This window comes from Streptomyces sp. SDT5-1, assembly GCF_052245995.1.
In the GTDB taxonomy this organism is placed as follows: Bacteria; Actinomycetota; Actinomycetes; order Streptomycetales; family Streptomycetaceae; genus Streptomyces.
The window spans coordinates 2,775,649-2,799,920 of sequence record NZ_CM125963.1; the positions used below are offsets into that span (position 1 = coordinate 2,775,649).

Below are 24,272 nucleotides of genomic sequence, written 5' to 3' on the forward strand. Positions count from 1 at the left end.
GTGGGGCCCACGGTCCACCCTCGGTCATGCGTGCGAGCCGATTCGTCGCTCCCAGGTCCCGTTCTCGTCCGGCGCGTACTGCGCCCGTAGTACGCGCCCCGTCGGGGTCACTCCACCCGTGGACGTACCAGCCCCGACTCGTACGCGATGACGACAAGTTGGGCGCGGTCGCGGGCGCCGAGCTTGGCCATGGCGCGGTTGACGTGGGTCTTCACGGTGAGCGGGCTGACCTCGAGGCGCTCGGCGATCTCGTCGTTCGAGTGGCCGCCCGCGACCTGCACCAGGACCTCGCGCTCGCGGCCCGTGAGCGCGGCGAGCCGCTCGGCGCGGCCGTCCGCGAGGCGCTCCCCCTCCTCGTGCCCCTCCCCCTGCGCGAGGAACTTGGCGATCAGCCCCTTGGTCGCGGCGGGCGAGAGCAGGGCGTCGCCCGCGGCCGCGATCCGGACGGCGCCGAGCAGTTCGTCGGGCTCGGCGCCCTTGCCGAGGAAGCCGGAGGCGCCGGCCCGCAGCGACTCCACCACGTACTCGTCGACCTCGAACGTCGTCAGCATCACGACGTGCACGTGGCACAGGTCCGGGTCGGCGGTGATCTCCCGGGTCGCGGCGAGGCCGTCGGTGCCGGGCATCCGGATGTCCATGAGGACGACGTCGGGACGCTCCGACCGGGCGAGGCGGACGGCCTCCGCGCCGTCGGACGCCTCCCCCACCACCTCCATGTCGGGCTCCGAGTCGACGAGCACGCGGAAGGCGCTGCGCAGCAGGGCCTGGTCGTCGGCGAGGAGGACCCGGATCGTGGGGGCGGGGCTGGTCATGTGGTGGCGTCCTCGGGGGTGTCGGTGACGTCGGCTCCGGCGCCGCCGGCGGTCGGGCGGGCCTTCGTCGGAAGGATCGCATGGACGCGGAAACCGCCTCCGTAGCGCGGTCCCGCGGTGAGGGTGCCGCCGAGGGCGGTGACGCGTTCGCGCATGCCGAGGAGGCCGTGGCCGCCGTGCGCGTCGGGGTCGCGGGGGCGGTCGGCGGGTTCCGCGCCCGGCCCGTCGTCGAGGATCGTGATCTCCGCGTTCGGTCCCACGCGTACGACGCTGACCTCGGCCCTGGCGTCGGGGCCCGCGTGCTTCTGTACGTTCGTCAGCGCTTCCTGTACAACGCGGAAGGCGGCGAGGTCGACGGCGGCGGGCAGCGGCGGGGCGTCCTGCGCGCGGGCCACCTCCACGGGCAGGCCCGCGTGCCGGAAGGTGTCGACGAGGTCGTCGAGCCGGTCGAGGCCGGGGGCCGGTTCGGTGGGGGCCTCCGGGTCGCCGGTCTGCCGCAACAGGCCGACGGTGGCGCGGAGTTCGTTGAGCGCGGAGCGGCTGGCCTCGCGGACGTGCCCGAGGGCCTCCTTCGCCTGATCGGGACGCCGGTCCATCACGTGGGCAGCGACGCCGGCCTGCACGTTGACGAGGGCGATGTGGTGCGCGACGACATCGTGCAGATCACGGGCGATGCGCAGGCGTTCCTCCGCGACGCGGCGGCGGGCCTCCTCCTCGCGGGTGCGCTCGGCCCGTTCGGCGCGCTCCCGGATCGCGGTGACGAACGCGCGCCGGGAACGGACCGCGTCGCCCGCGGCCGCGGCCATCCCCGTCCACGCGAAGATCCCCAGGTTCTCCTGCGCGTACCAGGGCAGCGGGCCCGCGAACATCGCGACGCCGGTCAGTACGGCCATGGTGGCCAGGCCGACGCGCCAGGTGGTGGGGCGGTCCGTGGTCGCGGCGACCGTGAACAGGGCGACGACGGCGGACATCACCACGGGGGCGCGGGGGTCGCCCGTGACCAGTTCGACGACGGAGACGGTGGCCGTCGCGGCCAGTACGTACCAGGGGGCGCGGCGGCGGAACACGAGGGCGGTGGCGCCGAGCAGCATCAGGACGAGGCTGAGGACGTCCGGGGTTCTTGCGCCCCACGCGTACGTTCCCTCCGGGCCGTGCGGGTCCACGAAGGAGCCGGCGACCATGCAGAGGAGGACGCCGAGGGCGAGGGCGGCGTCCAGGGCCAGCGGGTGCGTCCTGGCCCACCGTACGAAGCGGTTCACCGGCTTCACGGTAGCGGGTCACCTGCGTGTGCAGGCGGTCGACCGGGGGGCGGATGGGCTCGGTCGACCGGGGGTGGGGTGGGTTGTCCGGGGGACGGTCAGGGGTTGGGTGCGCGGCGCCGTGGTGAGGCCACCGGGCTCGGCTGCGCCGGAGCTTGCGACGCGGCTGCCGCCGCCCCTCTTCCTCCGTACCGCCGGGCACGCCCCGAGCGTTCCGGACACCCGCACGGTGTCCCGCTCCCGTGCCCGCTCATCTCCCACCCTCCCGCCCCCATGGGCCGGGCGCGGTCAACCAAGTTGCGAAGCGGCCCCCCGTACGCGGTTCGTTAGGCGCGGATGGGCAATCCAAGTTCTCCCGGCGATTGAGGACAAGGGGTCTGGGACGGAGCTCCCGGCGAAGGGGCCGACGCCAAAGGACGAACGGTTCAGCCGAGGGGACCCTGCTGGGCCCGACTGAACGCGCTCGTCCTCGGACCAGGGGCTGGGGCCGAGACCCGCCGGTGCCGACTGGACCGGGACCCCGAAGGGCCGCCCCGTCCGGTGACGGTGAGCGGTGCTGCTGGGCGCGGGGCCCAGTGACCCCAAAGCCGTGCACCGGGGCGGAACCTCAGACCACGGGCAGCAAGCCCGGGCCCCTGCCGGTTCGGCCGGTGCGGCTCAAGTCCGAGGGGACGAACGCATGCCGGGCTGGCGTGGAGGCGCGACGCCCGGGGCGCAACAACCACCCCGGCGGCAGCCGGACCGGAACCCCGTCGGAGCGACGCCCCCGGAGGGGGCGGGTGGGTGGGAGAAGGGCGGGGGGAGGCTGCCCGGGTGGCCGGAAACGGTCGGGGCGCGTCGGCCGAAGCCACCGAACCCCGGTCGCCCGGAAATCCACCAACCGCCGGTCCCCGGTCACCCGGAACCCGCCGGTCGCCGCCCTCCCGGGAGCGAACCCCGGTCGCCCGGAGACCCGCCGCGCCGCGAGGGCCACGTCCCCGTACCCCCCGGAGGGGTTACCCGGGGATCAGGCCGTCGTCGCTGAGCATGGTGCGGACCTCGGAGAGGGTCGCGTCGGGCGCCGGCAGGATCAGCTCGGACGGCTCCAGGGCATCGTCCGGCAACGGGGTGCCGAGGCGACGGACCGCGTCGAGGAGAGCCGTGAGCGTACGGCGGAACCCCGCCTCGTCCCCGCTCTCCATCTCCGCGAGCAGCTCGTCGTCGAGCTTGTTGAGTTCGGTGAAGTGGTCGTCCGCCAACTCCACCTGCCCCTCCCCCATGATGCGGACGATCATGTCGGCCTCCAGCTATTGCTTGTCGAAGCGCGGGGTGTCCTGGGGCTGCTGCTGCGACGGCTGAGCCTGTCCCTGCTCCTGGCCGCCCTCGATCGCCTGCTGCGACGAGGCCGGGCCACCGGACAGCTCCGCCTTCATCCGCTGCAGCTCCAGCTCTACATCCGTACCACCGGAGAGCCGGTCCAGCTCGGCCTGGATGTCGTCCTTGGCCATGCCGGAGGGGTCGTCGAGCGCGCCGGAGGCCAGCAGTTCGTCGATGGCGCCGGCCCGCGCCTGGAGCTGCGCGGTCTTGTCCTCGGCACGCTGGATCGCCATGCCGACGTCGCCCATCTCCTCGGAGATGCCGGAGAACGCCTCGCCGATCCGGGTCTGCGCCTGCGCCGCGGTGTAGGTGGCCTTGATGGTCTCCTTCTTCGTACGGAAGGCGTCGACCTTGGCCTGGAGGCGCTGGGCCGCGAGGGTGAGCTTCTCCTCCTCGCCCTGGAGCGTCTGGTGCTGGGTCTCCAGGTCGGTGACCTGCTGCTGGAGCGCGGCGCGGCGGGACAGCGCCTCGCGGGCCAGGTCCTCGCGGCCGAGCGCGAGCGCCTTGCGGCCCTGGTCCTCCAGCTTGGACGACTGGGACTGGAGCTGACCGAGCTGCAGCTCCAGGCGCTTGCGGGAGGTCGCGACGTCCGCGACGCCCCTGCGTACCTTCTGGAGCAGCTCCAGCTGCTTCTGGTACGAGTAATCGAGGGTTTCGCGCGGGTCCTCGGCCCGGTCAAGGGCCTTGTTCGCCTTCGCGCGGAAGATCATCCCCATACGCTTCATGACACCGCTCATGGGCTTCGCGCGCCCCCTTCTGACAGATCCAGCCGATGGTCCAGCTCCAGCACTGCGACAGAAACCACAGTACGGGTCCTGCCTCTATTACCGCACTGTTCAGGTACGGATGCGCTCATCCCCGAGGACGACTGCTTCCGGCCCTGCTCCGGCGCAAGGAGTAGATGACCCCTGACGGAGGACGCCGGGTGTTGTCGGATCGTTCCCCACGGCCCTGTGTCCCACGCATGTCCACCACGTACCCTTGGCTTTTGTGTTCCGTAGCCGATCCAAGGACGACAAGGCCCAGGCCAAGCAGGCCCCGGTGACCATGTCCAAGCAGCCCCGAGACCCGCAGGCGCCCAAGGGCCGCCCCACGCCGAAGCGCAGCGAGGCCCAGACGCAGCGCCGCAGCGTGGCCAACACCAAGATGTCGCCGAAGGAGGCCCGCGCCCGCTCGCGCGACGAGCGTCGCACCGCGATGCAGCGCCAGCGCGAGGCGTTGGCCAACGGCGACGAGCGTTACCTGCCGGCCCGTGACAAGGGCCCGGTGCGCAGGTTCGCGCGCGACTTCGTCGACTCGCGCTTCGCGATCGCCGAGTACTTCCTGCCGATGGCGGTGGTCATCCTCGTCCTGAGCATGATCCGCGTCGGCTCGCTCCAGAACATCGCGCTGCTGCTGTGGCTGTTCGTGATCGTCGCGATCGTCGTCGACTCGGCGGTGACCGGTTTCCGGCTGCGGAAGATCCTCGCGGAGAAGTTCCCGAACGAGAACCGCAAGGGCGCCGTCGCCTACGCGCTGATGCGCACGCTCCAGATGAAGCGGCTGCGGCTGCCGAAGCCGCAGGTCAAGCGCGGAGAGCGGCCCTGAGCCCAGACCGCGCGAGCGGCGCCGACGCCTTCGCCGGCGACGCCGTTCACGCATGGCTGGACAAGCTCGGGGGGCTGCGCAACATCGTGCGGCAGGAGCTCGTGGCCCGGCAGCTCGACGAGCAGCTGGCCGGCCGGTTCCCCGTCGGTCAGCGGCTGCGGGTGCTCGACGTGGGGATGGGCCAGGGCACGCAGGCGCTGCGGCTCGCCCGCGCCGGGCACAAGGTGACCGGTGTGGAGCAGGATCCGGAGATGGTCGCCGTGGCGGGCCGGGCGCTCGCCACGGAGCCCGCGGGGGTCCAGGACCGGGTCAGGCTCGTGCAGGGCAGCGGCATGGACACCGGCGTGCACTTCCTGCCGGGCAGCTTCGACGTGGTGCTCTGCCACGGTGTGCTGATGTACGTCGAGGATCCCGACGCGCTGCTCGCGGGTCTGGCCCGGATGCTGGCGCCGGGCGGCCTGCTGTCGCTGGTCGTACGGAACGGGGACGCGCTCGCGATGCGTCCCGGGCTCGCCGGTGACTGGATCACGGCGCTGGGGGCGTTCGAGACGACGAAGTACCGGAATCGGCTCGGGCTCGACGTCAGGGCCGACCGGCTCGACGCGCTGACGGAGACGCTCGCCGGGATCGGGGCGCCGCTGCACTCCTGGTACGGAGTGCGGGTCTTCACCGATCAGGTGGGGGACGACGCGGTGGCGCCGGAGCACGGGGAGCTGCAGACGCTGCTCGCCGCGGAGGAGAAGGCGGGCCGCCTGGACCCGTACCGGCGGGTGGCGGCGCTGCTGCACCTGTGCGGGGTGCGCGGCTGAGGTCGACCGAGGGCTCCGCCTCGGCCGACCTCGCTCCGTCGCGGCGGATGTGGTCGCGGTCGCTGGGGGCTCCGCCCCGGGCCCCGCTGCTCAATCTCCCCCAGACTCCGTCCGGGGGTACCCCTGCAGGGGCTCCAATTGCCCACCTGCGCCGGAGCTCGACGGCCGCTACGCCGACGTGTCCTCCGCGTGGAGGCTCATCGGGCCGTAGATGGTCTTGTCGTCCTCGAAGAGGGTGACCTGGTCCGCTCCGCCGTCGGCGAGCTGCTTCCAGTACTCGCCGACCCAGGACTCCGCGTCCCCCTGCGTGGTGAACTCCTCGGGCTGGACCGCCGGAGTCACCTCCGTCCCGTCGGACTTCTCGAACCGCCACATCCACGCAGCCATGTCAGCCTCCCGGTCTCGGACGTCCGCTGTGCCGCTTGTCACCGGAAGCCTATCCGGGCGCGCGTCGATCAAGGGGGCGCGGGAGGATCTTCCTGTGGAACTGACACTGCTCGGCACCGGTGGTCCCGAAGGGCTGCCCCGCCCCGACTGCCCCTGCGCCGCCTGCGCGACCGCGCTCGGCCGCGACGCCCGTGCCGCGACGGCGGTCCTGATCGACGGGACGCTGCTGCTCGACCTGACGCCGGGGGCCGCGTTCGCCGCCGCCCGTTCGGGGCACAGCCTCGGCGGCGTACGGCAGGTGCTGCTCTCGCATCCGCACGACGGGCCCGCCGTCGAGGTGCCCGCGGGGCTTCCGCAGCCCGGTCGGGTGCCGGACGGTCGGGAGCTGGCGTTGATGAGCGGGCATCGGGTGCGGGCGCTCGCCCTGGACGCGCCGGGGACCGGCTACGAGGTGACGGGGCCGGAGGGCGAGCGGCTGCTGTATCTGCCGCCGGGGACCGCGCCCGCCGGTTTCGACGAGCCGCGGGCGCCGTACGAGATGGTGCTCGCGGATGTCGTCGGGCGGCCGGACGCGCTGGCCAGGCTGCGCTCCGCGGGGGCGATCGGGGCGACGACGGACGTGGTCGCCGTGCATGTGGATCATGAAGTGCCGCCGGGGCCCGAGCTGACGCGGCGGCTCGCCGCTGCGGGTGCGCGGGCCGTGCCGGACGGGACGACGCTGGTCATCGGCGCGTACGAGGACGTGCCCGACGTGCCGCGCAGGACGCTGGTGCTCGGCGGAGCGCGGTCGGGGAAGTCGGTGGAGGCGGAGCGGCGGCTCGAGGCGTTCCCCGATGTGCTGTACGTGGCGACCGGCGGGACGCGCGGCGGGGACACGGAGTGGGCGCAGCGGGTGGCGGCGCACCGGGAGCGGCGGCCGGGGTCCTGGCGGACGGCCGAGACCTGCGATCTCGTACCGCTGCTCGAGGACCCGGAGGACACGGCGCCGCTGCTGGTCGACTGTCTGTCGCTGTGGCTGACGTACGCGATGGACGAGGTCGGTGCCTGGGACGACGCCGAGTGGGCGGGCGGCGGCGAGAGGGCACTGCGGGAGAAGGTGGCCGCGCTGGTCGGCGCGGTGCGTGGCAGCCGTCGTACGGTCGTCGCCGTGTCGAACGAGGTGGGGTCGGGGATCGTGCCGGCGACCGCTTCGGGGCGGCGCTACCGGGACGAGCTCGGCCGGCTGAACGCGGCGTTCGCGGCCGAGTGCGAGCACGTGCTGCTCGTCGTCGCCGGGCAGGCGCTGGCGCTGCGCGGCTGACGGTCGGGGCCGCGGGTCAGGCGTCGGGGTCGCGGCGGGCGATCACCCGGTAGGCGTTGCGGAAGCGGGTGCGGCGGGCGAGCGGGGCGAGGAGCCGGTCGGCGGTGCTGGCGGCGAGCAGCGCGGGGGCGACGGCGTGCGTGAGGAGTGTGCGCAGGGTGCGCTGGGCGTCGCTGGGGGCCTTGGTGCGCCAGGGCGCGTCGGTGTCGGGCAGGTGGTCGCCGACGAAGAGGGCGAGTCCCGCGGCGAGGTCGAGCGGGATGTGCGCCGCACGCCGGTCGACGGCGACGACGGTGTAGCCGAGGGCGCGCAGTTCGGTGCGGAGGTTGGCGAGCGGCACGAGGTGCCGACGCCGGGGCTGGAAGTACGCGATCCACCACTTGCCGAGGAGGCGCGCGAAGCGGCTGTCGGGGTCGGAGGCCTCGATCACGAGGTGCCCGCCGGGGCGCAGCACGCGGCGGGCGGCCTTCAGCTCCTCGCGCGGGTCGCGGGTGTGTTCGAGGTGGTGGAGCATGCTCAGCGCGTCGTAGCCGCCTTCGAGGCGGGGCGCGAGTTCGGTGAGGAGTCCGTGGTGGGCGCGCTCGACGCGGTCCGCCCTGCGGGCCTCCTGCAGTCCTTCGTCGCTGTCGAGGCCGTCGAAGGCGGTGTACGGCAGGAGTTCCTTGGCGACCTCGGCGAAGCGGCCGCGGCCGGTGCCGACGTCGAGCCAGCTCTCGGGTTCGATGTGCGCGGCGACGGCGCGGACACAGGACCGGTAGCGGCGGACGGCGGCGCGGGCGCCGAAGATCCGCTCGGCGTGGTCGGCGTAGCGGCCGTCGTGGTGGTCGCGCCCGTAGAACTCCTGGCCCTGCGGGGTGAGTCCGGGGTTCTGGAACGTGTGGCCGCAGGCGTCGCAGCGGTCGAGGACGAAGCTGCCGGGCTTGTGCTGGAGGAGGTCGGTGGTGCGCAGCCGGGTGCGCAGGCGGCTGCTGCCGCACCAGGGGCAGTCGGGGCGGCGTGGCTCGTGGAAGCGTTCGGTGCCCTGGGCGAGTTCGGTGAGGTAGGCGGGGCGGCGCTCGGCGACGGACCGGGTGGCGGTGGCGGGTGCGGTGACGGCCATGAGCTCAACTCCTGCTGTTGGTCGGGGAGTTCGGTGGGGCCTCCGGCGTGAGGGGCAGTGCGAGGCGGGCGTCGACGACGACGCCGACGGCTCCCGCGCGCAGGGCCGCGGCGGCGGAGCGGTCCGTGTCCGCGCGCACCCACACCGGCACGGCGTCGCCCGCCCCTCCGACCTCGGCGAGCACCCGCCGCAGCAGCCCGAGCGCGTCGGGGCCGCCGCGCCCATCCCCTCGTACGACCAGGCCCGCCGCGCCCTCCGCGACCGCGTCGCACGCCTGTCGTACGGCGGTGACCTCGGCGAGGACGCAGGGGGCCGGGACGTGGCCGATGCGCCACGGGGAGCCGGGGCCGAGCAGCACGGTGTGCGGGCCCGCGCCCTCGGTGTCCTGGATCTCGTCGGGGTGCAGGTCACAGCCGGCGGGGACGCGGACGCCGAACGCGGCGGGGACCCAGGTGCGGGCGAGGGCGAGCGCGGCGCGGGCGGGTTCGCCGCCGCGGCCGAGGTCGAGCACGCCGAGCCGGCCCGCCCTGCTGACGTCGGCCGCGAGCCGGGCGTCGGGTTCCGGGTGCGGGGTGACGCCGATGACCGTCGGGGGCTGCGCGGTGAGGACGGACATCGCGGGGGCTCCTGTCGGTTCTGCGGTGCGGCGGCGCGTACGGCGGGAACACCCGTACGCGAGGGGACAATTCACCGCGAAAACGAACGTAAGCGATCACCGACGGAGCGCTCCATGACACTCCGGAAGCGGCTCGGCACCGGGCGCGACAATCCGCCGTAAGGGGGCATCGGGGCCGGGCGCGACGGCCGGGGGCCCGGCGTTCGCGACGGCCGGTACTGTTCGGCGAATGAGCTCGCTGAACCTCGACGACTTCACCGATCTGATCGAGCGCCCCGACGGCGGGACCCGCCGCGACGCGGAGGAGCGCAGGGCCCGGTTCGCCGTGCCGCCCGGCGCGCTCGGCCGCCTCGACGAACTGGGCGAGTGGCTGAGCGCCGCCCAGGGCGCGGTGCCCGTACGAGCCGTCGCGCGCCCGCGCGTGGTGCTCTTCGCGGGCGACCACGGCGTGGCCGGGCTCGATGTCTCGAAGCGGCCCGCGGGCAGCGCCGCCGAGCTGGTCAGGGAGGTGGTCGAGGGCGCGTCCACGGGCGCGGTGCTCGCCCGCCGGCTGGGCGTCGGGGTCCGGGTCGTGGACCTCTCCCTCGACTGCGAGCCCGACGAACTCCCGCAGTCCGTCGACGACCGGCGGGTGCGACGCGGCTCCGGACGCATCGACACCGAGGACGCGCTCACCCTCGAGGAGGCGGAGGCCGCGTTCCGTGCGGGCATGGCGGTCGCCGACGAGGAGGCCGACTCCGGCACGGATCTCGTCGTGCTCGGCGACATCAGCGTCGGCGGTACGACGGCGGCGGCCACGCTGATCGCCGCGCTGTGCGGCACCGACGCCTCCGTCGTCACGGGCCGCGGCGGCGACCCCATCGACGACCTCGCGTGGATGCGCAAGTGCGCGGCGATCCGGGACGCGCTGCGCCGGGCCCGCCCCGTGCTCGGCGACCAGCTCCAGCTGCTCGCCACGGTGGGCGGCGCGGACCTCGCGGCGGCGACCGGCTTCCTGCTCCAGTGCGCGGTGCGGCGCACGCCCGTGCTCCTCGACGGCGTGGTCTCCGCGGCCTGCGCGCTCGTCGGCCAGCGCGTCGCGTTCCGCGCGCCCGACTGGTGGCTCGCGGCCCATGCCAGCGGCGAACCGGCGCAGGCGAAGGCGCTCGACCGGATGGCCATGGACGTCCTCCTCGACCAGGACGTCCGCGTCGGCGGCGGCACCGGCGGCCTCCTCGCCCTCCCGCTGGTCCAGGCGGCCGCCGCGCTCGCGGCGGAGCTGCCGGAGACGGCCGAGGCCCCGAAGGAAGACGACTAGCACCCGTGCACGGCATACGTTTCGCCTTCGGGACCCTCACCGTCCTTCGTGTGAAGGTCACCCGCTGGGACCGCGACACGGCCCGCGTCGGCATGCTCTGCGCGCCGCTGGCCGGCCTCGTCGTCGGCCTGGCCGCGGCGGCGGTGGGCGTGGCGCTGACCTTCCTCGGCGCGAACCCGCTGCTCGCCGCCGTCGCCGCGGTCGCGGTCCCCGCGGCGCTCACCCGGGGTCTTCACCTCGACGGGCTCGCGGACGTCGCGGACGGCCTGGGCAGCGGGAAGCCGGCCGACGACGCGCTGCGGATCATGAAGCAGTCGGACATCGGCCCCTTCGGCGTCCTCACGCTCGTCCTGGCGCTGCTCGCCCAGGTCGCGGTGCTGGCCGACCGGTTCGGGCAGTCGTGGTGGCACGGCGCCGTCGCGGCGACCGTCTCCGCGGTGACGGCCCGCCTCGCCCTGACGCTCGCCTCCCGCAGGGGCGTCCCCGCGGCCCGGCCGGAAGGGCTGGGAGCCGCGGTGGCGGAGACGGTGTCGCCGCGGGCGGCACTTCTGGTCGCCGTGGCGGTGGTCGCGCTGTGCGCCGCCCTCTCCGTCCAGGCCGCGCTCGCGGTCGTACTCGGCTGCGCCGCCGCCGAGTTGCTCTCCCGCCGCTGCGTCTCCCGCTTCGGCGGCGTCACCGGCGACGTCTTCGGCGCCCTCGCCGAAACCGCCGCGACCACGTCCCTGGTGATCCTGGCTCTGGGCTGAGCGGGGTCGGCCCGAGCCGGAGGGCGTACCTGGACGGAGCAGCACAAGAACGACGGGCGTAGGCTCGCCCCGGGCGGGCCAACTACCCCCGGCCCCGGCGAAGAAGCCGATCCACCCGATGAAAGAGGGACCTCACCACCGTGACTGCTCTGACTCTCAGCACCGCCGCGGCGACCGGCCTGCGCGCTGACGCGATCGTCGTCGGCGTCGTCAAGGGCGACAAGGGCCCGCTCGTCGCGCCCGGCGCGGAAGCCGTGGACAAGGCGTTCGACGGACAGCTCGCTTCCGTCCTGGAGACCCTCGGCGCCAGTGGCGGCGAGGGCGAGGCGACCAAGGTCCCCTCGCCGTCCGGCGTCAAGGCCCCGCTCGTGCTGGCGGTCGGGCTCGGCGGCGAACCCGAGAAGGACGCCGCGTACGACGGTGAGGCGCTGCGCCGCGCCGCCGGTGTCGCGGCCCGCACCCTGGCCGGTGCGAAGAAGGCCGCGTTCGCGCTGCCGATCGAGGACGCCGAGGACGCCGGTGCGATCGCGGAGGGCGCGCTGCTCGGCGCGTACTCCTTCGACGCGTACAAGGAGTCCCCGAAGGACCCGAAGAAGAACGGCGGCGCGCCGCTCGCCGAGGTCGCGATCCTGGGCGGCAAGCCCCGCGACAAGGCGTACAAGGCGGCGATCGAGCGCGCCCTGGCCCTCACCGAGGAGCTGAACCGCGCCCGCGACCTGATCAACACCCCGCCGAACGACCTGAACCCGGAGTCGTTCGCCGCCGTCGCGCAGGCCGCGGCGAAGGAGCACGGCATCAAGGTGCAGGTGCTCGACGAGAAGGCGCTCGCCAAGGGCGGCTTCGGCGGCATCCTCGGCGTCGGCGCCGGCTCCTCGTCGGCCCCGCGCCTGGTGAAGCTCTCGTACAAGTCCACGAAGGCGAAGAAGCACCTCGCCTTCGTCGGCAAGGGCATCACGTACGACTCGGGCGGCATCTCCCTGAAGCCGGCGGGCCACAACGAGACGATGAAGTGCGACATGGCCGGCGCCGCCGCCGTGTTCGCCGCGGTCGTCGCCGCCGCCCGCCTGGGCCTCGAGGTCAACGTGACCGGCTGGCTCGCGCTCGCCGAGAACATGCCGTCGGGCTCGGCCACCCGCCCCGGCGACGTGCTGCGCATGTACTCGGGCAAGACGGTCGAGGTCCTGAACACGGACGCCGAGGGCCGCCTGGTTCTCGCCGACGCCATCGCCAAGGCCTCCGAGGAGAACCCGGACGCGATCGTCGACGTCGCGACGCTGACCGGCGCGATGATGCTGGCGCTCGGCTCGCGCACCTTCGGCATCATGGCCAACGACGACGCGTTCCGCGGCTCGATCCACGAGGCCGCCGAGGAGTCCGGCGAGCCGGCCTGGCCGATGCCGCTGCCGACGCACCTGCGCAAGGGCATGGACTCGTCGACGGCCGACATCGCGAACATGGGCGAGCGGATGGGCGGCGGCCTCGTCGCCGGTCTGTTCCTCCAGGAGTTCGTCGGCGAGGGCATCACGTGGGCCCACCTCGACATCGCGGGTCCGGCGTTCAACGAGTCCGCCCCGTTCGGCTACACGCCGAAGGGCGGCACGGGTTCCGCGGTCCGTACGCTGGTCCGCCTCGCGGAGCGGACGGCGGCCGGCGACCTCGGCTGACCCGTAGTCGAGCGGTCAAAGTCACTGTTCAGCCCCCGGTGCGGCGCACCGGGGGCTGTTCGCTTTCGACGAAATCCGCGTGTTTGTCCCTGTCCGCCACAGCCGTTTCCGGTGTAACAGCCGTCTCACCCCCCAGCCCGACGTCCCGACTCCGGCCGACAAGTGCGAGGATGGGGTACGGCAGGACAGGGCCCTCACCCAGGGCCGAAGAACGAGCGGCCGAACACCCCGCCGCCCGGTCGCAGGAGACCGGCGTACGGCGCACATGCATGGAGGACGTGACGTGGCGAACGACGCCAGCACCGTTTTCGACCTAGTGATCCTCGGCGGTGGCAGTGGCGGTTACGCCGCGGCCCTGCGCGGAGCGCAGCTGGGCCTGGACGTCGCCCTGATCGAGAAGAACAAGGTCGGCGGTACCTGCCTGCACGTTGGTTGCATCCCCACCAAGGCGCTGCTGCACGCCGGTGAGATCGCCGACCAGGCGCGCGAGTCCGAGCAGTTCGGCGTGAAGGCCACCTTCGAGGGCATCGACATGCCCGCCGTCCAGAAGTACAAGGACGAGGTCATCACCGGCCTGTACAAGGGCCTCCAGGGGCTGATCGCCTCCCGCAAGGTGACGTACATCGAGGGCGAGGGCAAGCTCTCCTCCCCGACCTCCGTGGACGTCAACGGCCAGCGCATCCAGGGCCGTCACGTCCTCCTCGCGACCGGCTCCGTGCCGAAGTCGCTGCCGGGTCTGGAGATCGACGGCAACCGCATCATCTCCTCGGACCACGCGCTGAAGCTGGACCGCGTCCCGAAGTCCGCGATCGTCCTGGGCGGCGGCGTCATCGGCGTCGAGTTCGCCTCGGCGTGGAAGTCCTTCGGCACCGACGTCACGGTCGTCGAGGGCCTCAAGCACCTCGTCCCGGTCGAGGACGAGAACAGCTCGAAGCTGCTCGAGCGCGCGTTCCGCAAGCGCGGCATCAAGTTCAACCTCGGCACCTTCTTCGAGAAGGCCGAGTACACGCAGGACGGCGTCCGCGTGACCCTCGCCGACGGCAAGACCTTCGAGGCCGAGGTCCTCCTGGTCGCCATCGGCCGCGGCCCGGTCTCCCAGGGCCTCGGCTACGAGGAGCAGGGCGTCGCGATGGACCGCGGCTTCGTGCTCGTCGACGAGTACATGCAGACGAACGTGCCGACCATCTCGGCCGTCGGTGACCTCGTCCCGACGCTCCAGCTCGCGCACGTCGGCTTCGCCGAGGGCATCCTGGTGGCGGAGCGTCTCGCCGGCCTGAACCCGGTTCCGGTCGACTACGACGGCGTCCCGCGCGTGACCTACTGCCACCCGGAGGTCGCCTCCGTCGGTATCACCGAGGCCAAGGCCAAGGAGATCTACGGTGCGGACAAGGTCGTCGCTCTGAAGTACAACCTGGCGGGCAACGGCAAGTCCAAGATCCTGAAGACCGCGGGCGAGATCAAGCTCGTGCAGGTCAAGGACGGTGCCGTGGTCGGCGTCCACATGGTCGGCGACCGCATGGGCGAGCAGGTCGGCGAGGCCCAGCTGATCTACAACTGGGAAGCGCTGCCCGCCGAGGTCGCCCAGCTCGTGCACGCGCACCCGACGCAGAACGAGGCGCTCGGCGAGGCCCACCTGGCCCTCGCGGGCAAGCCGCTGCACGCGCACGACTGAGCCCCCGCCCCTGTCGCACCCGGGCGCGACGACCGACCACCACAGACTTCCGCACTGCGTTGCCGCGCATTGCACTTCGTTAAGGAGCAACAGAAACCATGGCGGTTTCCGTATCCCTTCCGGCACTCGGTGAGAGCGTCACCGAGGGCACCGTCACCCGTTGGCTGAAGGCCGAGGGCGAGCGCGTCGAGGTCGACGAGCCGCTGCTCGAGGTCTCCACCGACAAGGTCGACACCGAGATCCCCTCCCCCGCCGCCGGCGTGCTGGCGTCCATCAAGGTCGCCGAGGACGAGACGGTCGAGGTCGGCGCCGAGCTGGCCGTCATCGACGACGGCTCCGGCGCTCCGGCCGCCGAGTCCGCCCCGGCCCAGGAGGCCCCCGCCGCCGAGCCCGCCCCGGCGCAGGAGGCCCCGGCCCCCGCCGCCGAGCCGGCCCCGGCCGCCCAGGAGGCCCCCGCGGCCGCCCCGGCCGGTGGCGCCTCCGGCACCGACGTCGTGCTGCCCGCGCTGGGCGAGTCGGTCACCGAGGGCACCGTCACCCGCTGGCTGAAGGAGGTCGGCGAGGAGGTCGCGGAGGACGAGCCGCTGCTCGAGGTCTCCACCGACAAGGTCGACACCGAGATCCCCTCGCCGGTCGCGGGCGTGCTGCTCGAGGTCGTCGTCGGCGAGGACGAGACCGCCGAGGTCGGCGCCAAGCTCGCCGTCATCGGTGCCCCGGGCGCCGCCCCGGCCGCCGCCGCCCCCGCGCAGCCGGCCGCCCCGGCCCCGGCGCAGGAGGCCCCGGCCCAGCCCGCTCCGGCGCCGCAGGCCCCCTCGGCCCCGGCTCCGCAGCAGCAGGAGACCCCGGCGCCCGACCCGGTTCCGTCCGCCCCGGCCCCGGCCCCGGCTCCGGCCGCGCCGAAGGCCCAGCCCGCCCCGGCCGCGCCGGCCGCCCCGGTCACCCCGGCCGACGAGGGCGCCTACGTGACCCCGCTGGTCCGCAAGCTCGCCGCCGAGCACGGCGTGAGCCTGTCGACCGTCAAGGGCACCGGCGTCGGCGGCCGCATCCGCAAGCAGGACGTCATCGCCGCCGCCGAGGCCGCCAAGGCCCAGGCCCCCGCCGCCGCTGCCCCGGCCGCCGCGAAGGCCGCGCCGACCCTGGAGGCCTCGCCGCTGCGCGGCCAGACCGTCAAGCTGCCCCGCATCCGCAAGGCCATCGCGGACAACATGCACAAGGCGCTCCAGGAGCAGGCCCAGCTGTCCTCGGTCATCGAGGTCGACATCACCAAGCTGATGAAGCTGCGCGCCCAGGCCAAGAACGGCTTCGCCGCCCGCGAGGGCGTCAAGCTGTCCCCGATGCCGTTCTTCGTCAAGGCCGCCGTCCAGGCGCTGAAGGCCCACCCGGTCATCAACGCCCGCCTGAACTACGACGAGGGCACCATCACCTACTTCGACTCCGAGAACGTCGGCATCGCCGTCGACTCGGAGAAGGGCCTGATGACCCCGGTCATCAAGGGCGCCGGTGACCTCAACATCGCGGGCATCGCCAAGAAGACCGCCGAGCTGGCCGACAAGGTCCGCACCAACAAGATCGCCCCGGACGACCTGTCCGGCGCGACCTTCACGATCTCCAACACGGGATCGCGCGGCGCCCTCTTCGACACCGTCATCGTCCCGCCGAACCAGGTCGCCATCCTGGGCATCGGCGCCACGGTCAAGCGCCCCGTCGTCGTCTCCGACCCGGAGCTCGGCGACACCATCGCCGTCCGTGACATGACCTACGTGACGCTCTCCTACGACCACCGTCTGGTGGACGGCGCGGACGCCGCCCGCTACCTGACCACGGTCAAGCAGATCCTCGAGGCCGGCGAGTTCACCGCCGAACTCGGCCTGTAAAGACAGCGCGTGACCGACGGCGCCCCCGCCCGGAACCACTCCGGGCGGGGGCGCCGTCGTGTGTACGCGGAGGGGTGCGTAGCCGCCCGTCCGCGCGGGCACCACCTTCTGTAGCCCGCCCCCGACAACCGCTCTCTGTAACCGGCATCACCCGCCGCAAGCGCGACCGCACCCCGCCTGGCCAGGGCCGCGGCCGTATTGTCTAAGGGTCCCCGCCGACCCACCGGGTCCACCCTGCCAAGGAGCCCCCATGACCGCGCCCGTCGTCCACTCGCTTCGCGATCAGATCCGCGAGCACATCGTCGAGGGGATCGTCAGCGGCCGCTGGAAGCCGGGCGAGCGGATCGTGGAGCGCCGGATCGCGACCGAGCTGGAGGTCTCGCAGACACCGGTGCGGGAGGCGCTGCGGGAGCTGGAGTCGCTGCGGCTCATCGAGTCGGCGCCGAACAAGGGCGTGCGCGTACGGAATCTGTCGGCGGCCGACCTGGAGGAGTCCTACCCCGTCAGGGCGGGCCTGGAGGCCATCGCGGCGGAGCTTGCGGCCGACCGCCTGGCCGACGACTGCTCGGCCCTCGAACCCCACGTGGAGGCCCTCTACAGGGCCGACCAGGAGGCCGACGGCACCGCCCAGGTGCGGCACACGGTGGCGTTCCACCGGGCGCTGGTGCGGGCGGCGGACAATTCGGTGCTGCTGCACACGTGGGAGGGGCTCGGCATCGAGGTCTTCACCGCGCTGTCCATCCGCTGGCTCGGGACGGTGCAGCAGTCGTACGCGGAGGAGCACGCGGACCTCGTGGCGGCGTTCCGGCGGCGTGATCCGGAGATCGCGGCGCTCGTGAAGGCGCACGTCCTGGGGTGTGCGCCGCGCGCATGAAGCGTCACCGTGCGCTTCTTTGACCAGGCACTGCGTGCCCTGAGCCGTCGAAAGCGGCGACACCCTGTGCCGACTTTCTTGATCTGAAGAGATTTTGCGGGTGAATCCTTTGATCGATCATCGATCAGGGAGTTACAGTCGCCGACGGGTCCCCACCGGGGCCCAGCCCTGTCCTGCCAAAGACAACGGGCACCCCCACCCAACCCCTTTCGACTCAGGAAGGCGTGCGGCGACTATGACCGACCCCATGCGCATCCAGCCGAGCGAGCTCGACCAGCTCCCGGACCGCGACCCCGAGGAGACCGCCGAATGGCAGGCCTCCCTGGACGCCGTTACCAAGGCGGCCGGGCCGCACCGCGCCGCGTACCTCATGCGGCGCACCCTGGAAGGCGCCGAAGCGGGCGGCCTGGCGCTGCCGAAGCTCCTTGAGACGGACTACCTGAACTCCATCCCCACCTCGTCCGAGCCGGAGTACCCCGGTGACGAGGAGATGGAAGCCAAGATCACCGCGTACAACCGCTGGAACGCGGCGGCGATGGTGACCCGCGGCTCGAAGGCCGGCGTCGGCGGCCACATCGCCACCTTCGCCTCGGCCGCCTGGCTCTACGAGACGGGCTTCAACCACTTCTTCCGCGGCAAGGAGGGCGACGGCTCGGGCGACCAGCTCTACATCCAGGGCCACGCATCCCCCGGCATCTACGCCCGCGCGTTCCTCGACGGCCGCCTGTCCGAGCAGCAGCTCGACAACTTCCGCCGCGAGGCGGGTGGCAACGGCCTGCCGTCGTACCCGCACCCGCGTCGTCTCCCCTGGCTGTGGGAGTTCCCGACGGTGTCCATGGGCCTCGGCCCGCTGTCCGCGATCTACCAGGCGCGGTTCAACCGCTACCTGAGCGCGCGTGGCATCAAGGACACGTCGAACTCGCACGTGTGGGCGTTCCTCGGCGACGGCGAGATGGACGAGCCCGAGTCGACCTCGGCGCTCACGCTCGCCGCCCGCGAGGGTCTCGACAACCTGACCTTCGTCATCAACTGCAACCTGCAGCGCCTGGACGGCCCGGTCCGCCCGAACTTCCGCGTCGTGCAGGAGCTCGAGGCCCAGTTCCGCGGCTCCGGCTGGAACGTCATCAAGTCCATGTGGGGCAACGCCTGGGACGAGCTCTTCCAGCTCGACACCACCGGCGCCCTGCTTCGCCGCCTGCGCGAGGTCCCGGACGCCCAGTTCCAGACGTACCAGACGCGCGACGTGGCCTACATCCGCGAGAACTTCTTCGGCGCCGACCCGGCGCTCGTCGAGCTGGCCAAGGTGCTCTCCGACGACAAGATCTCCGAGTGCTTCCACGTCTCGCGCGGCGGTCACGAGCCCCGCAAGGTCTACGCGGCGTACAAGGCCGCCGTGGAGACCAAGGGCAAGCCGACCGTGATCCTCACCCAGACGGTGAAGGGCTTCACGCTCGGCAAGGGCTTCGAGTCCAAGAACGCCAACCACCAGATGAAGAAGCTGACGATCGACGAGTTCAAGGGCATGCGTGACCTCCTTGACCTCCCGATCCCGGACAGCGCGTTCGAGGACGGCGTGGTGCCGTACGCGCGTCCCGCCGAGGGCTCCCCCGAGCTGCGCTACCTCGCCGAGCGTCGCGCCGCCCTGGGCGGTCCCGCCCCGGCCCGCCGCACGCAGCCGCTCGCGCCGCTGCCGGCGCCCGCCGACAAGGCGTTCGCGTCCTTCGACAAGGGCTCGGGCCAGCAGTCCGTGGCCTCCACGATGGCGCTCGTACGCCTCCTGAAGGACCTCGTACGGGACAAGACGTCCGGCAAGCGCTGGGTGCCGATCATCCCCGACGAGGCGCGCACCTTCGGCATGGAGTCGCTGTTCCCGTCGCTCGGTCTGTACTCGCCCAAGGGCCAGACGTACGACCCGGTCGACCGCGACCAGCTCATGTACTACAAGGAGTCCGAGTCCGGCCAGATCCTCAACGAGGGCATCAACGAGGCCGGTTCGCTCGCGGACTTCATCGCCGCCGCCACGTCGTACGCGACGCACGGCGAGCAGATGATCCCGCTGTACATCTTCTACTCGATGTTCGGCTGGCAGCGCACCGGCGACCAGTTCTGGCAGCTCGCCGACCAGATGGGCCGCGGCTTCGTCGTCGGCGCCACCGCCGGTCGTACGACGCTGACCGGTGAGGGCCTCCAGCACGCGGACGGCCACTCGCCGATGATCGCGGCCACCAACCCGGCGGCGCTCTCCTACGACCCGGCGTTCGCCTACGAGATCGCGGTCATCATGAAGGAGGGCCTGCGCCGCATGTACGGCGAGGCCAAGCCGGGCGAGGACCAGGACGTCTTCTACTACCTGACGGTCTACAACGAGCCGATGCCGCAGCCGGCCAAGCCCGCCGTGGACGGTCTCGACGAGGCCATCATCAAGGGCCTGTACCGCTTCAACACGGCGGAGAGCGCGGGCCTGTCCCCCGCCGCGAACGCCGCGCGCACCAACCTCATCGGTTCCGGTACGGCGATCCACTGGGCGCTCAAGGCGCAGCAGCTGCTCGCCGAGGACTGGGGCGTGGCCGCCGACGTGTGGTCCGCGACGTCCTGGACGGAGCTGCGCCGTGACGCCCTGGAGGCCGACGAGGCGCTCCTGAACGGCGAGGAGCGCGTGCCGTTCGTCCGCCAGGCGCTGCAGGGCGCCGAGGGCCCGGTGCTGGCCGTGTCCGACTACATGCGCCAGGTCCCTGACCAGATCGCGCAGTGGGTCGAGCAGGACTACACCTCGCTCGGTGCCGACGGCTTCGGCCTCTCGGACACCCGCGAGGACGCCCGCCGCCACTTCGGCGTCGACGCCGAGTCGATCGTCGTCGCGGCCCTCGCCCAGCTCGCCCGCCGCGGCGAGGTCAAGGCGACGGCCGTGAAGGAGGCGCGCGAGCGCTACGGCCTGTAGTACCTGGAGTTCATGGGCTCCGCGTGCCCCGTCCCGATTGCCGGGGCGGGGCACGCGTGCGTGAATGGACGCGTCCGCTCCGGGGACCCGTTCGCGTCCGTTCGCCGTCTTGGGAGGCGTACCTCCACATGAAGATCTCCAAGACCCCCTCCGCGCCCTGCTGGGCCGAGCTGTCGACCACCGAGCCGGAGGCGGCCAGGTACTTCTACGAGGCCCTGTTCGGCTGGCGCACGCGGTCGAGCGACGACCCGACGGTGGGCGGGTACGGCAGGTTCTCGCTCGACAGCCCCGACGGCCCGAAGGTGGCGGGGGTGGGTCCCGTACTGCGCCCCGGGCAGCCCGCGGCCTGGTTGCCGTACTTCCAGTCCAGCGGCATCGACGCGGTCACCGCGCGGGTGAGCGGGAACGACGGGCGGGTCGTGTCGGGGCCGATCGGCGTCGAGGAGGAGGGCAGGCTCGCGGTCTGCCAGGATCCGGCGGGCGCGGCGTTCGGCCTGTGGGAGCCGCAGGAGCACGCCGGGTTCGAGGTGGTGAACGTGCCGAGCAGCTTCTGCTGGTTCGAGCTGCTCACGCGGGACGGGCCGGGATCGGTGGACTTCTACCAGTCGGTGCTCGGCTGGGGCGCCCAGCGGCGCGAGGGCCACACGGAGTGGAGCGTCGCCGACGAGCCCTTCGGCGGCATGGTCGACATGTCGACCGGAGAGTTCCCGCCCGCGGTCCCCTCGCACTGGAATCTGTACGTGGCCGTGGACGACCCGGACGCGGTGGCGGAGCGCTGCACGGAGCTGAACGGGCAGGTCCTGGTGGCGCCCACGACGATCACGCCCGGCCGGTTCGCGATGCTCGCCGACCCGCAGGGCGCTGCGTTCTCGGTGATGCGCTTCGCTGCCTGAGCGGGGTCCGTTGTCAGTGGGGCGGTTCATGATGGCCGTATGCGTGCTGCCCGCCTGATCAAGATGGTGCTGTTGCTCCAGTCCCGGCCGTCCATGACCGCGGCCGAGCTGGCGCGCGAGCTCGAGGTGTCCGAGCGGACGGTCACGCGGGACGCGCAGGCGCTGTCCGAGGCGGGCGTTCCGGTGTACGCGGACCGGGGGCGGACCGGTGGGTACCGGCTGATCGGCGGGTACCGGACGCGGCTCACGGGGCTCGCGCGCGGCGAGGCGGAGGCACTGTTCCTCTCGGGGGTGCCGGGGGCGCTGCGCGAGATGGGGCTCGAGGACGCGGTGTCGGCGGCGCACCTGAAGGTGTCGGCGGCGCTGCTGCCCTCCTTGCGGGACGCGCCGCGGACGGCGGCGCAGCGGTTCCATCTGGACGCGCCGGGCTGGTTCAAGGAGCCGCAGACGCCCGAGCTGCTGCCTGCGGTGGCGCGGGCGGTGTGGGAGGACCGGGTGGTGCGGGTGGCGTACCGGCGCCAGGACACCGAGGTAGAGCGGGAGTTGGAGCCGTACGGGCTCGTGCTCAAGGCGGGCGTCTGGTATCTGGCGGCGGCGGTGCGCGGGACCGACACGTTCCGGGTGTACCGGGTCGACCGGTTCACCGCGGTGACGCCGGGCGACGAGCGGTTCGAGCGGGCCGAGGGGGACGGCGCGTTCGACCTGCCGGCGTTCTGGGAGGAGCGGGCGGCGCAGTTCGCGCGGGCACTGCTGCGGGCGGAGGTCGTCGTGCGGCTCACGCCGTCGGGCGTCCGTCAACTGCCGTACGCGACGGATCCGGCGTCCGCGCGCGAGGCACTGGAGTCGGCGGGGCCGGCGGACGCGGAGGGGCGGGTGGAGGTGACGCTGCCGGTCGAGTCGGAGGACGTGGCGTACACGCAGCTCATGGCGCTCGGCCCGGAAGCGGAGGTGGTGGCTCCGGAGGCGCTGCGGGAGCGGTTCGCGGTGGCGGCGCGGCGGATGCGGGGGTGGTACGGCTGACGGGGCGTGCCCTCGGCATGTGCATGCATAACGAAGTGGGGCAGCTCGTGCGCTCGGCGTGCGCCCTGTCGGTACAGGGCCGATGCTGGTCCCGTGATGGACGAGACGGAGTTCTGGGAGATCGTGGACAGCACGCGTGAGGCCGCGGGTGGCGACCCCGAGGATCACGCCGAGCTGCTCGTCGAGCGCCTGCTGCGCTCCGATCCCGACTTCGTGCTCGACTTCGCCCGGCACTTCGAGTCCCGGTACAACCGGGCGTACCGGTGGGACCTCTGGGGCGCGGCGTGGGTGCTGCTCGACGGGGCGAGCGACGACGCGTTCGACTACTTCCGGTGCTGGCTGATCGGTCAGGGCCGGGAGGTGTTCGAGGGCGCGCTGCACGACCCCGACTCCCTCGCCGAACTCCTCGACGACTTCGACGACGAGGTCGACGGGGACGGCGAGGAGATCGGCTACGCGGCGGACGAGGCGTACGAGCAGCTGACGGGCGTGGTCGCCCCCGACCTCGGCATCTCCCCCGCGCCGCCGGAGCCGGAGGGCACCCCGCTGGACTTCGAGGACGAGGGCGTCCTGGCCCGCACGTATCCGCGTCTGACGGCACGGTTCGGTTAGCTCAGGCCGCCCGGATCGTAGCTCAGGCCGCCCGGATCGCCTGGTCCACTCCCGGGTGGGCGAACTCGAAGCCGGACTCCAGCAGCCGCGTGGGCACGGCTCGGGTCGACCCGAGCACGTCCCCCGCCATCTCGCCCAGGACCACCTTCAGCGCTGCGGCGGGAACCGGAAGCAGCGTGGGCCTCCGCAGCACCCGCCCCATCGCGGCCGTCACCTCACGGTTCGTCGCGGGCTGCGGCGCCGTCAGGTTGACGGGCCCCGCCACGTCGTCCGCGTCGAGCAGGTGCCGCAGCGCCGCCACGTGGTCGGTGAGCGCGATGAACGACCAGTACTGCCGCCCGTCCCCCATGCGCCCGCCGAGCCCCGCCTTGAACAGCGGGAAGAGCTTGCCCCACGCTCCCCCGCCGCGGGCCACGACGAGCCCCGTGCGCGCGAACACCGTGCGGATGCCCGCCTGGTGCGCGGGCGCCGCCGCGGCCTCCCACTCGACGCACACCGACGGCAGGAACCCGTCACCGGCGGGTGCCGTCTCGTCGACGGTGCGGGCGCCGGTGTCGCCGTAGTAGCCGACCGCGCTGCCGTTGAGGAAGACGCGCGGCGGGGTGTCGAGGGAGGCCGCGGCCCGCGCGAGCGTGTCGGTGCCGCGCACCCGGCTGTCCCGGATCTCCCGCTTGTACGCCGCCGTCCACCGGTGGTCCCCGACCCCGGCCCCGGCGAGATTCACGACGCCCTCGCACCCGGCCAGCCGCGCCGTGTCGACGTACCCCTCCTTCGGGTCCCACCGCGCCTCGTCCGCCGCCCGCGGCTCACGCCGCACCAGGCGCACCACGTCGTGCCCGTCGTCGGTCAGGGATCGGACGAGGGCCGACCCGATGAGTCCGGACGCACCCGCCACCGCGAAACGTGTCATACGCCCATCCTGCCCGTCGTACAGTCGCCCGCATGTCAGCCCCCGAGGGCTCGGAGCCCCGCATACGTTCCGCCGTGGCCGAGGACGGCGCCGCGCTCGACCGCATCGACCGGGACACCTGGTCGCATCTGCACGCGGTGAAGCCGCTCGCACCGGAGCCCGCGCCGTTCTTCAACGAACGGTTCGGCCCGCGCGACCACCTCGTCGCGGAGCTCGACGGCCGGCTCGTCGGCTACGTCCGCCTGGGCCTGCCCACACCACTGGAGTCGAACGCGCACGTCCGCCAGATCATGGGGCTCGCCGTCTCCGACGAGGCCCGCGGACGCGGCGTCGGCCGGGCCCTGGTGCGGGCCGCGGTCGAGCTGGCGCGGCGGCAGGGCGCGCGCCGCATCACCCTGCGCGTCCTCGGCCACAACACCCCGGCAAGGAGGCTGTACGAGGCGGAGGGCTTCGTCGTCGAGGGCGTGCTGCCCGAGGAGTTCCGCCTCGACGGCGCGTACGTGGACGACGTGCTGATGGGTCGGGCGCTGTAGCGCGAGGCGGTCCT

Annotated in this window: 22 protein-coding genes; 14 read left to right on the top strand and 8 right to left on the bottom strand. The window is 73.0% G+C overall.

Features of this window, described 5'->3' with window-relative positions; genetic code table 11:
* Positions 1-107 precede the first annotated feature (107 nt).
* From ACTWJ8_RS12965 to ACTWJ8_RS12980, 4 genes are all read right to left on the bottom strand, one after another.
* Positions 108-812, bottom strand: a complete 705-nt coding sequence (locus tag ACTWJ8_RS12965) for a response regulator (protein ID WP_443263872.1) — start codon at positions 810-812, stop codon at positions 108-110.
* Entirely contained in the window at positions 809-2,071 is a 1,263-nt protein-coding gene (locus ACTWJ8_RS12970; protein WP_443263873.1) for a sensor histidine kinase, read from the bottom strand. The genes ACTWJ8_RS12965 and ACTWJ8_RS12970 overlap by 4 nt, the downstream gene beginning before the upstream one ends.
* A 995-nt stretch (positions 2,072-3,066) precedes the next feature.
* The gene (pspAA, locus tag ACTWJ8_RS12975) at positions 3,067-3,345 is read right to left on the bottom strand and encodes a PspA-associated protein PspAA (protein ID WP_356388669.1); all 279 of its coding nucleotides are present in this window, start codon (positions 3,343-3,345) and stop codon (positions 3,067-3,069) included.
* 12 nt (positions 3,346-3,357) lie between these two features.
* A complete protein-coding gene (locus tag ACTWJ8_RS12980; protein WP_356388667.1) occupies positions 3,358-4,164 on the bottom strand; it encodes a PspA/IM30 family protein in 807 nt (268 codons plus the stop codon).
* A 253-nt stretch (positions 4,165-4,417) separates the two neighbouring features.
* Between ACTWJ8_RS12980 and ACTWJ8_RS12985 the strand changes: the two genes are divergently transcribed.
* A complete protein-coding gene (locus ACTWJ8_RS12985) occupies positions 4,418-5,014 on the top strand; it encodes a DUF3043 domain-containing protein (RefSeq protein WP_443263874.1) in 597 nt (198 codons plus the stop codon).
* A gap of 101 nt (positions 5,015-5,115) precedes the next feature.
* On the top strand, positions 5,116-5,823 hold the full coding sequence (locus tag ACTWJ8_RS12990; protein ID WP_356388843.1) for a class I SAM-dependent methyltransferase: 708 nt from the start codon (positions 5,116-5,118) through the stop codon (positions 5,821-5,823).
* A 168-nt stretch (positions 5,824-5,991) separates the two neighbouring features.
* Here ACTWJ8_RS12990 and ACTWJ8_RS12995 read toward each other — a convergent pair whose 3' ends face one another.
* Complete coding sequence (locus ACTWJ8_RS12995; protein WP_443263875.1) at positions 5,992-6,210, bottom strand: hypothetical protein; 219 nt, start codon at positions 6,208-6,210, stop codon at positions 5,992-5,994.
* Between the two features lie 94 nt (positions 6,211-6,304).
* Here ACTWJ8_RS12995 and ACTWJ8_RS13000 point away from each other — a divergent pair, with 94 nt between their 5' ends.
* Entirely contained in the window at positions 6,305-7,510 is a 1,206-nt protein-coding gene (locus ACTWJ8_RS13000; RefSeq protein ID WP_443263876.1) for a bifunctional adenosylcobinamide kinase/adenosylcobinamide-phosphate guanylyltransferase, read from the top strand.
* 16 nt (positions 7,511-7,526) lie between these two features.
* Here ACTWJ8_RS13000 and ACTWJ8_RS13005 read toward each other — a convergent pair whose 3' ends face one another.
* Positions 7,527-8,609 carry a class I SAM-dependent methyltransferase gene (locus ACTWJ8_RS13005; RefSeq protein WP_443263877.1) on the bottom strand — a complete coding sequence of 361 codons (1,083 nt, stop codon included), beginning with the start codon at positions 8,607-8,609 and terminating at the stop codon, positions 7,527-7,529.
* Positions 8,610-8,613: 4 nt separating this feature from the next.
* Positions 8,614-9,225, bottom strand: a complete 612-nt coding sequence (locus tag ACTWJ8_RS13010; RefSeq protein WP_443263878.1) for a hypothetical protein — start codon at positions 9,223-9,225, stop codon at positions 8,614-8,616.
* A gap of 229 nt (positions 9,226-9,454) precedes the next feature.
* Between ACTWJ8_RS13010 and cobT the strand changes: the two genes are divergently transcribed.
* The 10 genes from cobT to ACTWJ8_RS13060 all read left to right on the top strand — a co-directional run bounded on the left by cobT (position 9,455) and on the right by ACTWJ8_RS13060 (position 22,815).
* Positions 9,455-10,522: a nicotinate-nucleotide--dimethylbenzimidazole phosphoribosyltransferase gene (cobT, locus tag ACTWJ8_RS13015; protein WP_356388657.1), complete on the top strand. Its 1,068-nt coding sequence runs from the start codon at positions 9,455-9,457 to the stop codon at positions 10,520-10,522.
* Positions 10,523-10,527: 5 nt separating this feature from the next.
* A complete protein-coding gene (gene cobS, locus ACTWJ8_RS13020; RefSeq protein WP_443263880.1) occupies positions 10,528-11,268 on the top strand; it encodes an adenosylcobinamide-GDP ribazoletransferase in 741 nt (246 codons plus the stop codon).
* A gap of 140 nt (positions 11,269-11,408) precedes the next feature.
* Positions 11,409-12,932 (top strand): leucyl aminopeptidase, encoded by a 1,524-nt coding sequence (locus tag ACTWJ8_RS13025; RefSeq protein WP_356388653.1) that lies wholly within the window; start codon positions 11,409-11,411, stop codon positions 12,930-12,932.
* A 283-nt stretch (positions 12,933-13,215) separates the two neighbouring features.
* Complete coding sequence (gene lpdA / locus ACTWJ8_RS13030; protein WP_356388652.1) at positions 13,216-14,604, top strand: dihydrolipoyl dehydrogenase; 1,389 nt, start codon at positions 13,216-13,218, stop codon at positions 14,602-14,604.
* Positions 14,605-14,702: 98 nt separating this feature from the next.
* Positions 14,703-16,478 (top strand): 2-oxoglutarate dehydrogenase, E2 component, dihydrolipoamide succinyltransferase, encoded by a 1,776-nt coding sequence (gene sucB / locus ACTWJ8_RS13035; protein ID WP_443263881.1) that lies wholly within the window; start codon positions 14,703-14,705, stop codon positions 16,476-16,478.
* Positions 16,479-16,728: 250 nt separating this feature from the next.
* Positions 16,729-17,352: a GntR family transcriptional regulator gene (locus ACTWJ8_RS13040; RefSeq protein WP_356388649.1), complete on the top strand. Its 624-nt coding sequence runs from the start codon at positions 16,729-16,731 to the stop codon at positions 17,350-17,352.
* 235 nt (positions 17,353-17,587) lie between these two features.
* Positions 17,588-20,290 (top strand): pyruvate dehydrogenase (acetyl-transferring), homodimeric type, encoded by a 2,703-nt coding sequence (gene aceE / locus ACTWJ8_RS13045; protein ID WP_356388647.1) that lies wholly within the window; start codon positions 17,588-17,590, stop codon positions 20,288-20,290.
* Between the two features lie 128 nt (positions 20,291-20,418).
* Positions 20,419-21,183 carry a VOC family protein gene (locus tag ACTWJ8_RS13050; RefSeq protein ID WP_356388645.1) on the top strand — a complete coding sequence of 255 codons (765 nt, stop codon included), beginning with the start codon at positions 20,419-20,421 and terminating at the stop codon, positions 21,181-21,183.
* A 39-nt stretch (positions 21,184-21,222) separates the two neighbouring features.
* Positions 21,223-22,203 (top strand): helix-turn-helix transcriptional regulator, encoded by a 981-nt coding sequence (locus tag ACTWJ8_RS13055; RefSeq protein ID WP_443263882.1) that lies wholly within the window; start codon positions 21,223-21,225, stop codon positions 22,201-22,203.
* Positions 22,204-22,299: 96 nt separating this feature from the next.
* A complete protein-coding gene (locus ACTWJ8_RS13060; RefSeq protein ID WP_443264881.1) occupies positions 22,300-22,815 on the top strand; it encodes a DUF4240 domain-containing protein in 516 nt (171 codons plus the stop codon).
* A 22-nt stretch (positions 22,816-22,837) separates the two neighbouring features.
* On the opposite strand, the gene ACTWJ8_RS13065 is transcribed toward ACTWJ8_RS13060, so the two are convergent.
* Positions 22,838-23,725 carry a TIGR01777 family oxidoreductase gene (locus ACTWJ8_RS13065; RefSeq protein ID WP_443263883.1) on the bottom strand — a complete coding sequence of 296 codons (888 nt, stop codon included), beginning with the start codon at positions 23,723-23,725 and terminating at the stop codon, positions 22,838-22,840.
* Between the two features lie 32 nt (positions 23,726-23,757).
* Here ACTWJ8_RS13065 and ACTWJ8_RS13070 point away from each other — a divergent pair, with 32 nt between their 5' ends.
* The gene (locus ACTWJ8_RS13070; protein WP_356388639.1) at positions 23,758-24,258 is read left to right on the top strand and encodes a GNAT family N-acetyltransferase; all 501 of its coding nucleotides are present in this window, start codon (positions 23,758-23,760) and stop codon (positions 24,256-24,258) included.
* Positions 24,259-24,272: the final 14 nt, after the last annotated feature.

Bases quoted from the DNA above. Each gene is read 5' to 3' on its own strand.
- aceE (WP_356388647.1), top strand. From the start codon at position 17,588: ATGACCGACCCCATGCGCATCCAGCCGAGCGAGCTCGACCAGCTCCCG.
- ACTWJ8_RS13070 (WP_356388639.1), top strand. From the start codon at position 23,758: ATGTCAGCCCCCGAGGGCTCGGAGCCCCGCATACGTTCCGCCGTGGCC.
- sucB (WP_443263881.1), top strand. From the start codon at position 14,703: ATGGCGGTTTCCGTATCCCTTCCGGCACTCGGTGAGAGCGTCACCGAG.
- ACTWJ8_RS12980 (WP_356388667.1), bottom strand. From the start codon at position 4,164: ATGAGCGGTGTCATGAAGCGTATGGGGATGATCTTCCGCGCGAAGGCG.
- pspAA (WP_356388669.1), bottom strand. From the start codon at position 3,345: ATGATCGTCCGCATCATGGGGGAGGGGCAGGTGGAGTTGGCGGACGAC.
- ACTWJ8_RS13050 (WP_356388645.1), top strand. From the start codon at position 20,419: ATGAAGATCTCCAAGACCCCCTCCGCGCCCTGCTGGGCCGAGCTGTCG.
- ACTWJ8_RS12995 (WP_443263875.1), bottom strand. From the start codon at position 6,210: ATGGCTGCGTGGATGTGGCGGTTCGAGAAGTCCGACGGGACGGAGGTG.
- ACTWJ8_RS12965 (WP_443263872.1), bottom strand. From the start codon at position 812: ATGACCAGCCCCGCCCCCACGATCCGGGTCCTCCTCGCCGACGACCAG.
- ACTWJ8_RS13005 (WP_443263877.1), bottom strand. From the start codon at position 8,609: ATGGCCGTCACCGCACCCGCCACCGCCACCCGGTCCGTCGCCGAGCGC.
- ACTWJ8_RS13065 (WP_443263883.1), bottom strand. From the start codon at position 23,725: ATGACACGTTTCGCGGTGGCGGGTGCGTCCGGACTCATCGGGTCGGCC.
- cobT (WP_356388657.1), top strand. From the start codon at position 9,455: ATGAGCTCGCTGAACCTCGACGACTTCACCGATCTGATCGAGCGCCCC.
- ACTWJ8_RS13010 (WP_443263878.1), bottom strand. From the start codon at position 9,225: ATGTCCGTCCTCACCGCGCAGCCCCCGACGGTCATCGGCGTCACCCCG.
- ACTWJ8_RS13055 (WP_443263882.1), top strand. From the start codon at position 21,223: ATGCGTGCTGCCCGCCTGATCAAGATGGTGCTGTTGCTCCAGTCCCGG.
- ACTWJ8_RS13060 (WP_443264881.1), top strand. From the start codon at position 22,300: ATGGACGAGACGGAGTTCTGGGAGATCGTGGACAGCACGCGTGAGGCC.
- ACTWJ8_RS13040 (WP_356388649.1), top strand. From the start codon at position 16,729: ATGACCGCGCCCGTCGTCCACTCGCTTCGCGATCAGATCCGCGAGCAC.